The organism is Commensalibacter melissae (assembly GCF_003691365.1).
In the GTDB taxonomy this organism is placed as follows: Bacteria; Pseudomonadota; Alphaproteobacteria; order Acetobacterales; family Acetobacteraceae; genus Commensalibacter; species Commensalibacter melissae.
Map to the genome: position 1 here is coordinate 1,573,911 of NZ_CP033087.1, position 12,261 is coordinate 1,586,171.

General features: G+C 39.4%; 14 protein-coding genes. 7 read left to right on the forward strand and 7 right to left on the reverse strand.

Annotated elements, in window-relative coordinates:
• Positions 1–7 precede the first annotated feature (7 nt).
• The gene (locus tag D9V35_RS07120) at positions 8–844 is read right to left on the reverse strand and encodes an EcsC family protein (RefSeq protein WP_122123921.1); all 837 of its coding nucleotides are present in this window, start codon (positions 842–844) and stop codon (positions 8–10) included.
• 192 nt (positions 845–1,036) lie between these two features.
• Here D9V35_RS07120 and D9V35_RS07125 point away from each other — a divergent pair, with 192 nt between their 5' ends.
• Complete coding sequence (locus D9V35_RS07125; RefSeq protein ID WP_155568383.1) at positions 1,037–1,480, forward strand: hypothetical protein; 444 nt, start codon at positions 1,037–1,039, stop codon at positions 1,478–1,480.
• Between the two features lie 4 nt (positions 1,481–1,484).
• On the opposite strand, the gene rnhA is transcribed toward D9V35_RS07125, so the two are convergent.
• The 3 genes from rnhA to ispH are packed head-to-tail and all read right to left on the reverse strand — an operon-like array spanning position 1,485 to position 3,909.
• Positions 1,485–1,955, reverse strand: coding sequence for a ribonuclease HI (gene rnhA / locus D9V35_RS07130; protein ID WP_110438427.1), 471 nt, complete (start codon positions 1,953–1,955; stop codon positions 1,485–1,487).
• The gene (locus D9V35_RS07135; protein WP_122123923.1) at positions 1,945–2,901 is read right to left on the reverse strand and encodes a homoserine kinase; all 957 of its coding nucleotides are present in this window, start codon (positions 2,899–2,901) and stop codon (positions 1,945–1,947) included. Before D9V35_RS07135 ends, rnhA begins: the two co-directional genes overlap by 11 nt.
• A 24-nt stretch (positions 2,902–2,925) precedes the next feature.
• Complete coding sequence (gene ispH, locus D9V35_RS07140; protein ID WP_110438429.1) at positions 2,926–3,909, reverse strand: 4-hydroxy-3-methylbut-2-enyl diphosphate reductase; 984 nt, start codon at positions 3,907–3,909, stop codon at positions 2,926–2,928.
• A gap of 186 nt (positions 3,910–4,095) precedes the next feature.
• On the opposite strand from ispH, the gene D9V35_RS07145 reads away from it, so the two are divergent.
• Complete coding sequence (locus tag D9V35_RS07145) at positions 4,096–4,713, forward strand: hypothetical protein (protein ID WP_162988608.1); 618 nt, start codon at positions 4,096–4,098, stop codon at positions 4,711–4,713.
• Positions 4,714–4,774: 61 nt separating this feature from the next.
• On the opposite strand, the gene D9V35_RS07150 is transcribed toward D9V35_RS07145, so the two are convergent.
• The gene (locus D9V35_RS07150) at positions 4,775–6,286 is read right to left on the reverse strand and encodes an acetyl-CoA hydrolase/transferase family protein (RefSeq protein WP_122123925.1); all 1,512 of its coding nucleotides are present in this window, start codon (positions 6,284–6,286) and stop codon (positions 4,775–4,777) included.
• Positions 6,287–6,439: 153 nt separating this feature from the next.
• On the opposite strand from D9V35_RS07150, the gene D9V35_RS07155 reads away from it, so the two are divergent.
• The 3 genes from D9V35_RS07155 to gltA all read left to right on the forward strand — a co-directional run bounded on the left by D9V35_RS07155 (position 6,440) and on the right by gltA (position 9,056).
• Positions 6,440–7,153: a metallophosphoesterase gene (locus D9V35_RS07155; protein ID WP_196424162.1), complete on the forward strand. Its 714-nt coding sequence runs from the start codon at positions 6,440–6,442 to the stop codon at positions 7,151–7,153.
• Between the two features lie 48 nt (positions 7,154–7,201).
• On the forward strand, positions 7,202–7,531 hold the full coding sequence (locus D9V35_RS07160; protein ID WP_122123927.1) for a chorismate mutase: 330 nt from the start codon (positions 7,202–7,204) through the stop codon (positions 7,529–7,531).
• 229 nt (positions 7,532–7,760) lie between these two features.
• The gene (gltA, locus tag D9V35_RS07165) at positions 7,761–9,056 is read left to right on the forward strand and encodes a citrate synthase (protein WP_196424968.1); all 1,296 of its coding nucleotides are present in this window, start codon (positions 7,761–7,763) and stop codon (positions 9,054–9,056) included.
• Between the two features lie 69 nt (positions 9,057–9,125).
• Here the strand turns inward: gltA and D9V35_RS07170 are convergent, their stop codons facing one another.
• A complete protein-coding gene (locus D9V35_RS07170; protein WP_122123929.1) occupies positions 9,126–9,368 on the reverse strand; it encodes a hypothetical protein in 243 nt (80 codons plus the stop codon).
• Between the two features lie 205 nt (positions 9,369–9,573).
• On the opposite strand from D9V35_RS07170, the gene D9V35_RS07175 reads away from it, so the two are divergent.
• A complete protein-coding gene (locus D9V35_RS07175; protein ID WP_110438435.1) occupies positions 9,574–10,338 on the forward strand; it encodes an orotate phosphoribosyltransferase in 765 nt (254 codons plus the stop codon).
• Positions 10,339–10,351: 13 nt separating this feature from the next.
• Positions 10,352–11,173: a glutamate racemase gene (gene murI / locus D9V35_RS07180; protein ID WP_122123930.1), complete on the forward strand. Its 822-nt coding sequence runs from the start codon at positions 10,352–10,354 to the stop codon at positions 11,171–11,173.
• 7 nt (positions 11,174–11,180) lie between these two features.
• On the opposite strand, the gene D9V35_RS07185 is transcribed toward murI, so the two are convergent.
• The gene (locus D9V35_RS07185) at positions 11,181–12,221 is read right to left on the reverse strand and encodes a polyprenyl synthetase family protein (RefSeq protein WP_230880516.1); all 1,041 of its coding nucleotides are present in this window, start codon (positions 12,219–12,221) and stop codon (positions 11,181–11,183) included.
• Positions 12,222–12,261: the final 40 nt, after the last annotated feature.

Here is a 12,261-nt window from a genome sequence, read left to right on the forward strand (position 1 = left end):
CATGTCATTAAAAAAAATTATCTGAATTTATATGATTTTTACAAATATGCTCAATTGTTTCCCGAGCTAACATTCCATGTTCACGTTCCAATCGACGTATAACAAAATGTAGTCTTGCCAAAGAACGATAATGATTTAAAAAGGCCATATTTAATGAGGCACCACATAATGCGCTAACAACAGGCATCATCTGCATACTCAGTTTTTGGGAAAGACTCAATCCATATTGGTAAGAAACGTCAGCCATGAGCAAAATCATCGGACGGCCACGCAACATTAATCTGGCTGAAAAAAAACCCAGCTGATTATCTTTATCTATACCCAAATTAGCAAAAGACCGTAATGCAAATACCTCTAGACAGGCGCGTTTAGTATCTTCATTTTGAAGGTTTTCCCCTTCCTCTTGCGCAACATGAGCAATTTCACGCATAAGGGCAAGGGTAGTCAGACTGATATCAGGCAACATACCACCCAATCCAGTGAACCCTCCAACTGCACCTGACGTAACAACCATGGCTTTCATCATTCGATCACGCCAGACAGCTTTTGATAAATCTGAATCCGTTTTCTCTATTTTTCTATTCAATCCTAAAATGGCAATTTTAAAAGCGCGCTGAATGGAAACATTGGTGAATTTCTCTATTTTTTTCTGTATCCTTGGTGAAAGACTCAGTCCTCTTTCACCTAATTTTATGGCTTGTCCTACAGCTCCTCCCATAATATCGGCCAATCGCAATAACACGCCGCGTCCTGCTTCCAGCTGTTCCAGCGCAACTGTAAGATCCTGAACCTCTTGGTCATTTAAAGAATAAGGAACAATCGTCTGATTATTTTCTGTATTCATTTGTCAATACCTATTCCAATGATGATAAATTGGTTATAATTTGATATCATTAACCATAATCCCTTTTAAGGGAAATAATATGACAAAAAAGTCATCTTTTTTAGAAAAGAAAAAGTTGCCAATTGATTACTTTTAAAAATAGATTATTTTTATATATTAAGTAAGAATTTAAAAATAATGGCATATAACAAAATGAAATCTGTTTCTCATTTTCGAACCGGTCTGATTTTAACCATTTGTTTATTGACAGGCATCATTCCTATGGTTGTTCAGGCTCAAATTTCTGGTGCAGTTTCAAATAATACGAAAAACCAGGCTCCAAATCCATTACCTCCGCCCCCTTCAAGACCTGGCATGTCAGAATATAAACCTGTCAGCTATGATAATTCAATGACAACCACACAGTCGGATTCCATAACTTCTCAAAAAGGTGAGGGATTGCCAGGGTCCACACCAAGCCAATCGCCTGTCAGACCCTATAACGGTCCTTCAGTCAATATTCCCGGGACAGGAATTCGGGCGTATTTTAACGCACCTGTACAACCTCCCTATAATGCAAGCGCATCCTATGATACATTTGCCGGGCAACCAGGAGGCAATCGCAGTGCAATTTTACAACAAAACAAAGTGCGCTAGCTAGTTAACCTGTTTCTGTTATTTTTTTTCTGGCTGACGTGGCCAACTGATCAACCCGTTCATTTTCAGGACATCCATTATGTCCTTTTACCCAATGCCATTGAATTTGATGCCTGGCAGCAGCACTTTCCAATCGCTGCCATAAATCAGTATTCGCAACCGGTTTTTTCCCCGCTGTTTTCCAGCCATTTTTTTTCCAGCCTTCAAACCATTCAGTAATTCCACGGCGGACATATTGACTATCCGTATACAAATCCACATGGCAAGAACGGGTCAATGTCTCCAAAGCCACAGCAGCGGCAGTCAGTTCCATACGATTATTTGTCGTTTCCATTTCCCCACCACTTAACTCACGTTCAATTCCCTTGAAGCGTAATAACACTCCCCATCCGCCAGGACCTGGATTGGGACTGCACCCTCCATCTGTCCAGATTTCAACAAAACCTTTTTGAAAATTGCTTCGATCAAAATTCATATGTTTCAACTTTGTTAAGTTGATGATATCTTAGCCTGTATAAATAAGGTTGCGGATCTTTAGGAGTAACCAAAGCTGTTGAAGGCGTATAAACCAGATCATGTAGGCGCGTCAGTAAAAAGCGCAATGCCGCCCCCATTTTAAAAATGGGTAACAACAATCTTTCTTTCTCAGTCAGAATACGAACAGACTGATAACCTGCAACCAAAGCCCTTGCCCGTTTGACAAGATACTCACCCGTTTCTTTAAAACACCATGCATTTAAAGCAATTGCCAGATCATAAGCCAGGAAATCAGTACAGGCAAAATAAAAATCTATAAATCCACTTAGACGATTATCTTGAAAAAAAACATTATCAGGAAATAAATCTGCATGTATCTGACCCACTGGCAAACCCTCTTGTCGGGTAGGCCAGGATTGAATGATTTTTCTTAGAACAGGATCAATTTCCCTTATTAAATCATCATGCCCGTGATTAACCGATTTTTCAAGTAACACATTCCAGCTGTCCGACCCCACATGATTTTTTTTATTCCGCTTGAATTCCAGACCAACCTGATGCATCCGAGCCATCGAGACGCCCAAGGCAAAACAGTGTTCCGGCAAAATTTCCGAAACTTCTTTTCCATCCAAAAAAGTAAAAATTGCTGCCGGACGTTCATTCAGCTCAATCAGGCATTCACCCTCTTTTGTTCTGACAGGTAAGGGGCAACGGATATGATGTTGCGCAAAAAACTGCATCAAATCCATATACCATGGAAGTTCTTCTCTTTTTATACGTTTTTCATAAAGGGTAAGAATATATTTCCCCTGGGTGGTATCAAGAAGAAAATTGCTATTCTCGACCCCCTGGGCAATACCCTTTAACCGAACAAGTTGACCGATAGGATAATTTTGAAGACAAGATGATACTTGTTGTTCAGAAACATTTGTATAAACAGCCATGTATTAACTCTATGTTTCTCTATTTTATCCTAGGGGAGCTGGCAGACTGAATGTAACATGTTCCTCTTTGACAATCCGTTCTTCGATATCGAGCGTAAAATGTTTGGACAAGGCTTCAAGTATTTCTTGCACAAGGGATTCAGGTGCAGAGGCTCCTGCCGTGATCCCCAATACATTCACGCCTTCCAGATCTTTCCAATCCATGTTTTCCAGTTTCGGTATCAAAATTGCCCGTGGCGCTCCCGAACGTTCAGCAACCTCACGCAACCGTTGTGAATTGGAAGAGTTTGGAGAACCGATCACGAACATCAAATCACACTCTGCCGCAATTCTTTTTACGGCTTCCTGTCTATTTGTAGTTGCATAACATATATCCTCACGCTTTGGCCCCTCGATCTTGGGAAATCGTTGCCTTAAAATGGCAACAATTTCTGCGGTATCATCCACAGAAAGCGTAGTTTGTGTTATAAATGCCAAACGATCTGGATTTTCAGGTTGTACAGTACGGGCTTCCTCTGCATCCTTAATAAGGGTTACCGCACCTGGTGGCAGTTGCCCCATCGTTCCAACAACTTCGGGATGACCTGCATGACCAATCATCAAGATATGACGGCTTTCTTCACCGCCATTGGCAAAATGCCGTTCCGCCTCTCTGTGAACCTTGGAAACCAAGGGACATGTAGCATCAAGATATAACAGGTTACGTCTTTGGGCTTCTAGGGGCACAGTTTTAGGAACACCATGCGCTGAAAAAACCACATGTGCATCTGCTGGAACCTCATCCAGTTCCTCCACAAAAATAGCCCCCTTTTTTTCTAAATTTTCAACAACTGTCCGATTATGAACGATTTCGTGACGAACGTATACCGGTGCCCCGTACCGTCGCAAAGCTTCTTCTACAACACGAATAGCTCGATCAACCCCGGCACAAAACCCACGAGGGCCAGCCAATAATACTTTTAACGCACGAGTTTGATTTTCTGAATTCTTTAAATGTTGGTCAGACATAATTTTTCCAAGTTATTAAAAATCTATAAACTTTATATTTGGATTTTATCAGGTAAACAAGCTGTTATTAAACATCAGAACTTAAAATTAATTATAAAGAATATATTTCACATTAAAACAATTTGTTTTATGGTATATATTTTATTATTTATTAACAACCTCTTCTCTATAAATGGCAGGAAAGCGATGATCCTTTCAAGTGTTTTGACAAAAAAGACGATAAAAACACCTCTCGCCTTTTTACCCTTCACATTTTTTCTGTGGGGATGTGCAGAAAAAGTAACATATGATTTTCCTCCTGCCTGTCCCAAAGTTAGTATTCTTCCTGCAGCATCAGATTATTTTGTTTTTGAAAATAATCAGGATAGTCTCCCTCATCTTATAACTAAAGCCAGCATCATAGAAATATCAGGCAATTGTAATGATGATCCAAAGAACGAAAAAAATAAAGAACGAAGAAAGAGAAATTTAAGCTATCAAGACTACATTGATACACAACTGAGTGTGACCCTTCAGATTCAGCGAGGACCAGCAGCCCAGACTCATTCCTTCAAAATCCCATATTTCATTGCAACCATTCATAATAGAAAAGTCGTTGATAAACAGGAAATGATTGCGGAAGTTAGTTTCCCCAATAATATTGATCAAGTGAAGCTTGAATCCAAAAAATTGATGTTCAAAGTTCCCGCCACAACTGCCCGTACCCCTGATGGATATGAACTTACTGTTGGCTTTCAACTATCTCCAAACCAGCTTGAATATAATCGTCACCATTTTGGATCTGTTCAATATAATTCCTATTAAACTATCCATTATAATTTGCTTAAAAAATCTAATTTAAGCAAATTAACAATTGCATGAAAAATCAGGGGATCATTGTACCTGTATCGATGTACCGTTCATGCCATGACAGGGCTTCCTTAAGCAAAATAGGAGTATGAGCCATATTATTTTTTAGAGCCATTTGATAATATTCCCTCAATAGAGGTCTAAAAGTGGGATGCGTACAATTTTCAATAACAAGTTTTGCCCTTTGACGCGGTGACAGTCCCCGTAAATCTGCCAATCCCTGCTCGGTTACAATAACCTGAACATCCTGATAAATATGATCCACATGAGACACCATCGGAACAATTGAGGAAATCTTTCCTCCTTTGGCCAAGGATGGAGTCATGAAAATCGATACATAGGCGTTTCTTGCATAATCCCCAGATCCACCAATTCCATTCATCATTCTTGAACCCATAATATGGGTGGAATTGACATTGCCGAAAATATCCGCTTCGATGGCGCCGTTCATGGAAATGCATCCTAACCGGCGAATAACACCAACATGATTACTGATTTCAGAAGGCCTTAAAATGATTTTGTCACGGAAAAAATCAGTGTTATCGTTAAAATACTCTGCTTTTTCAGGACTCAGAGAAAAGGATGTCGCCGAAGCAACCTTCATTTTCCCAGTTTCAAGCATATTCAACATACCGTCCTGAATCACCTCCGTAAATGCGGTCAGATTGTCAAAATCCCCTTCGCCCAAAGCCTCCATAACCGCATTGGCAACATTGCCAACCCCGGATTGTAACGGAAAAAGTTGAGGCGGCACTTTACCTCTTTTCACTTCATACCTGAAAAATTCCATTAAATGTCCAGCAATCAATTTTGCGTTTTCATCACTGGGACTAAAAGGGGCATTTCGATCTGGAGCGTTCGTTTCCACAACAGCCATCACTTTATTCAGATCAACAGTCATATATGGTTGACCTATACGATCACAAGGGGAGGACAATGGAATAATTTGATGTGGAAAAGAGGTTGAAACCTCCCATGCATCATGCATACCCTCCAGACCTGCACTTTGCCATTGATTGACTTCAAGGATAATTTTTTTTGCACTATTCAACCAAAGCTGATTGTTGGCCAGAGCCGAAGAGGCAACCAACCGACCATCTTCGCAAATACGTACGACCTCGATAATGGCGACATCCATTTCACCCAAAACACCTGTACGATATAAGGGGGCAACCTGTCCCAAATGCATATCAAGATAATCAGTATCCCCACTATTGATCCGTTTACGCATAATTGGATCAGTATTAAACGCGGAACGATAAGAAACTCCGTTAACCTCCGCCAATGCACCATCAAGTTCTGGCCCTGTTGACGCTCCAGTTATCAGTTTGACTTTAAATTCCTTACCTAACGCATGAGCTTCCTTAATTCTATTAGCCAAAGCCTGAGGAACTGCCTTCGGATATCCTGACCCCGTAAATCCACTTGTACCTATCAAATCACCCGCATGAATAAATTGCGCGGCCTCTTCAGCCGAGCAGACTTTTCGTTTTAATCCCTGATGTTGAATACGATTATTTTGAGACATGACTAATCCTTTAAAAATCTTAACTTAAATAAAACTATATATTTTTTTTTCTTTTAATTAAGATCATAAAGTTCAATTCTCCCAACAAAAAAAAGTGAGATATTCAATAAAAAAAACATTTTTGCAATATATAGATGCAAAATAAAAAACTTTATGGTTTATACTATAGCAATGTTTGCCACATTATCCACTCGTTTCAAAAATTTCAGAATTATCGGGGATGTCCATGGTGATATTAACGGTTTTCGACATGCTGTTGAAACAGATCACTTCATCATTCAACTGGGGGACTTGGTCGATTACGGACCGGATAGTGGTGCTGTAATGGCGTTAATGTTACAGGTTCAGGATGAAAAAAGAGGAATTTTCTTGATTGGCAATCATGACCGAAAACTGGGATTGTTTCTCAAGGGATTCAGGGTAAGAAAAGATAATATCCTGACCAGAACCCTTGATCAAATCAACCAACATCCTGATAAAAAACTAACCGATAAAATCTTGCAAGCTTTGGAAAAAGCTCCTGCCTGGTTAATTTTTAAGAATTTTATTTTTGTTCATGGCGGATTTCATACCAGAATGCTGGTTGAACCCCCGCCAGCCAATCCATTGACACCGATAAATGCCTTGTTATCCCGCACATTGTATGGGGAAACAACCAATAAAACCCTTGCAAATGGTTATCCGGTCCGCAGACTAAACTGGGTTAATCATATTCCATCAGGTTATACCCTATATTGCGGACATGATTGCAGATCCACGGACGGACGTCCCTGGATCCGCAAAGGATATGCCGGAGGGACAGCCGTTTTTATGGATACTGGAGCGGGTAAAGGCGGTCATTTATCGTGGATCGATATTCCAATTTAATTCAAATTAAAAATTATTATCCAAAATTTATGTAAAAAGGTAGATGGTATGATTAAACAACAACCACTTTCCCCAGAAAAAGCTAAACAAGAATTATTAAAGTTACGCCAAAGCATTGATAATATTGATAATGCGTTAATCCATATTCTGGCTGAACGATTTTGTTTGACCCAAAAAGTGGGTGAATTGAAAGCAACCTATCAGTTACCCCCCTCTGATCCTCAAAGAGAATCTGAACAAATTGCACGATTGAGAGAAATGGCCAAATCCGCCCATCTGGATCCCAATTTCGCCGAAAAATTTCTTCATTTCATCATTACGGAAGTTATTCAACATCATAAAGCAATTGCCAAACAAAAAATTGATAAGAAAAATTAAATCATCTCTTATTTTTTATTTTTGGTTGTGCATGCAATTCTTTATATTAAGACTCAGCAAAACAATTTTAAATATAATTTATTTAAATGCCAAGCTCTCAGAGACGTGAAAAAACTTCTCTGTGTATTCTGGTATGGTGAAGATTGAGCATTTTTATGCATTAAATTTAAAGACATTGTTAAATCACAATAAGGTTGAATATAGTATGAAACAGTCAGACACGGAAGCTATGTCTTTCTCACCTCCTCAAGATGACGGAACCGTTTCCATTACTTTTCAGGGGAAAACAGCTACATTACCAGTTCTATCAGGGGCAAGCGGAAATAGTGTCGTTGATATTCGCAGTTTAACCAAAGAATTGGGCTTATTTACCTTTGATCCTGGATTGGGCAGCACTGCCGCTTGTGAAAGCAAGATCACATTCATTGATGGTGAAAAAGGTATCCTTTTATATCGCGGGTATCCAATCGAACAGCTTGCTGCAAAATCAAGTTTCGCAGAGGTGGCATATCTTCTTTTGTACGGAGAACTTCCATCCAAAGAAGAGCACGAGGATTTTAAAGAACGGTTACTTAATCATTCTCTTCTTCATGAGCAAATTCGAAATTTCTTTAACGGCTATCGTCGCGATGCACATCCAATGGCCATGTTATGTGGAACAGTTGGTGGGTTATCAGCCTTCTATCCCGAAGGCATTGACATATCTAACGAAGAAAGTCGTGATCTTTCCGCTGTTCGTCTGATTGCAAAAATGCCCACTCTTGCGGCATGGGCATACAAATATTCCCGAGGGGAACCTTTTGTCTATCCAAGAGCGGATTATTCATATTCAGAAAATTTTATTAACATGCTGTTTGCCCGTGCGGATAGACCCTATAAGGTCAATCCAATCCTCAGCAATGCATTGGACCGTATTTTGATTTTACATGCTGATCATGAACAAAATGCCTCAACATCCACAGTACGATTGACAGGATCAACAGGATCACATCCGTTTGCCTGTGTTGCCGCAGGTATTGCCGCTCTTTGGGGACCCGCGCATGGTGGTGCAAATGAAGCGGTTTTACAAATGCTTGGAAAAATAGGCTCAAAAGAAAACATCCCTGATTTTATTGCAAAGGTGAAGGATAAAAACAGTAATGTCAGGTTAATGGGATTTGGGCATCGCGTTTACAAAAATTTCGATCCACGGGCAAAAATCATGCAACAGACCTGTTATGAAGTCCTTGAGGAATTGGGTATTAAACACGATCCATTACTGGAACTCGCTATTGAACTAGAAAAATATGCACTGAATGATGATTATTTCGTTCAACGTAAACTTTATCCGAATGTAGATTTCTACTCTGGAATCATTTTCAAGGCAATGGGAATACCCAAATCAATGTTTACCGCATTTTTTGCTGTTGCACGCACCGTAGGATGGGTAAGTCAATGGAAAGAGGCCTTTAATGACCCATTACGGAGAATTTATCGTCCTCGTCAGCTATATACAGGTTATCAGCGTAGAGACTTAAAAAAATAAACTAACTTAGATAAGAAAACTTTTCAGGTAAGGAAATTCAAATAACAATTTCCTTACCTGGTTTTTCCTCTAGTTGCAATCGCATCCATTGGTTTTGCCATTCTGTTTTTTATCATAAATATGATAGTCAATCCATTCAGACACAAGAAGACGAGCCTCATTTACTGAAGATTCCGGATGATAAATTTGATATAAAAGAACGCAGCTCTGAAAAATTTGCATTTCCCCTACACCAACAGCTTTTAACTCTTGATAGGCAGTAATAACCGATTTTTCACACCGACGATGAATGTGGTCTAATTGAATAGCCATACTTTTTCTACTTAATACCAACGATTTACTTTGACTTTGGTAGTATATCCCAAAATCAGTATCTGTTGATAGAAATATATTATTAATTTGGTTTTTATCAATTTTTTTTATAAAAAAATTTAATTACTGCACTTTTTTTCTAAAAAGTATATAAGAAAACCTTATTTACCTGCTTTCTCTACTTTACGAATAAGGCAATCACTCTATGTCACAAACTCATACTTCACTTTTTAATAAAAAACAGCCACGTTCACCTCGTGTAACTGAATGGGATCGTGACGCCGCTCTTATTACCGCTCGGCTTCTTTTGGAAATCCAGGCTGTAAATTTTCGTCCTGATGATCCGTATCTACTTACCGCCGGTTGGAAATCCCCTGTTTATATTGATTGTCGTAAAATTATTTTTTATCCTCGTGCCCGGGCAAAGATTATTGAATTAGGGGTTGAAAAAATTTATCGTCACGTTGGATATGAATCTTTTGATGCCGTCGTGGGTGGTGAAACAGCTGGAATTCCATTTGCTGCATGGTTCGCAGACCGAATGATGACTCCAATGGCCTATGTCCGCAAAAAACCTAAAGGATTTGGTAAAAATGCACAGATCGAAGGGGATGTACCTGAAAATATGCGTACTCTTTTGGTGGAAGACTTAACTACAGATGGTATTTCCAAGGTTGGGTTTGCCAAAGCTTTACGCAAGGCTGGTGCAATTGTTGATCATGCTTTTGTTGTTTTCTTTTATGGAGTTTTTTCAAGCGCTTATCAGACACTAAACGATATTGGCATCAGTCTGCATTCCCTTTGCACTTGGTGGGATATTTTAGAAGTCAGTTCAGAATACCCAGCCTTTTCAAACGGAGACACCTCAGAAATCAGACGTTTCCTTGAAGATCCTTGCGCATGGTCTGCCAAGCATGGCGGAGTCAGCAATGAACAGGAGGCTCTAGCTTATAAACAATCCCGTTTATAATCTTTTATACCCTATGCCTTATCGTGTTTTAGCATTCGATTCTGGTATTGGAGGTTTAGGCATCGTTCAAAACCTCCAAACACAATTGAAAACAACCGATTTACAGGTTTCAATTGACTATCTTGCCGACAACCTTGTTTTCCCTTATGGTGAGCAAGAAGATAATTTTCTGGTTGAACGAATTATCAATCTTATCGGACAGGCGATTCAGTCAATTAAACCAAACCTTGTTATCATTGCCTGTAATACCGCCAGTACTATTGCACTCGACAGGCTGAGGAAAATATATCCTTTCATTCCATTTGTTGGCTGTGTTCCACCTGTTCGATGGGCCGCCCGTGTGAGTCAAAGCAAAATAATTGGATTATTGGCAACACGTGCGACCATTGCACGACCCTATTTATGTCATTTAAAAGAACAATTTGCCTCGGATTGCAAACTTATCGCTTATGGTTCTCCTGTACTTGCAAAACTGGCAGAGAATTATTTCCGGACAAAGTCTTGCGATATACATCTAATCCAGCAAGAACTTGATAATATGTTTAATCATCCATATTCTGATCAAATGGATGCAATATGTATAGGATGTACCCATTACAGCTTTATTCTTGATCTTTTACGTCAGAACACATCCCCATCCATTCAATGGCTGGATCCAGCAGCTGCTGTAGCCAAGCACACTATTGACATTTTACGGCAAGAGAAATTTTCACATACTGATAATAACGTAAATAACTGTTTTTATTCTACTGCACCATTAACTAAGGACAAACCTCTTTTAAGTCGGCTTGCCCTGATGAAATTTACACAAATCAAAACATTTATATTGCAATAAACCAATTTTAAAAATGTCTATGCACGGTGTAATTAGCAATATTTTTCAAGATAGTATGTAATTCACTCTCTGGAAAAACATTGAGCGCTGAACTGGCTTTATTTGCAAAAACCATAGCTTCTTTAAGGGTTTCTTCAATTACATTGTACTTTCGAATAAGGATTAGGGCCTGTTTTAAATCGCCTTTTTCCTGCTTGCCATCCTGTATTACCCGTTGCCAAAATTCCTTTTCCACTGGAGTGGACTTTTCATAGGCAATCAAAATTGGATAGGTTATTTTACCCTCACGAAAATCATCGCCAATCGTTTTACCCAATTCTTCCTGTTTCGCTGAATAATCCAATGCATCATCAACCAGCTGAAAAGCCATTCCCAAATTTGTACCAAAAGATTCCAGCGCCAATTCATGCTGTCTTGATTGATTGGCTACAATAGCCCCAACTCGACAAGAAGCCGCAAATAATGCCGCAGTCTTTCCATGAATAACTTCAAAATAGCGTGATATTGAAGTTGACAAATCATTCTGTACGGTCATTTGCAAAATTTCACCTTCAGCAATGGTTGCCGAAGCCTTTGAAATGATTCGCATAACTTCTAAGGAACCATCTTCTGTCATGATCTGAAATGCACGGGAAAAAAGAAAATCTCCCACCAATACAGACGCTGAATTACCAAAAACAGCATTTGCACTTTCCGTCCCCCGTCGCAACATACTTTCATCAACCACATCATCATGCAACAGGGTCGCGGTATGAAGGAATTCAATACAGGCAGCCAACCGGACATGACGTGTAATGTGATCTGCAGAATCTTTTTCGTATCCACATAATCGTGCCGAGGCCAAGGTTAGTAAAGGTCTTAAACGCTTTCCTCCTGCCACAATCAGATGTGCCGCCAATTGTGAAACTAACGGTACGGAGCTTTGCATCCGATCCATAATGACATGATTACAAGCTTGCATGTCAACAGCTAAATAATCCACTAATGCTTGTAAAGGTTCTTCTTTCCCCATCAGAACAGGCATTTTACTTTCTACCTTCTGTCTCATTGGCATATGTTGATCCAACCGACCCTATATAAAACTTATA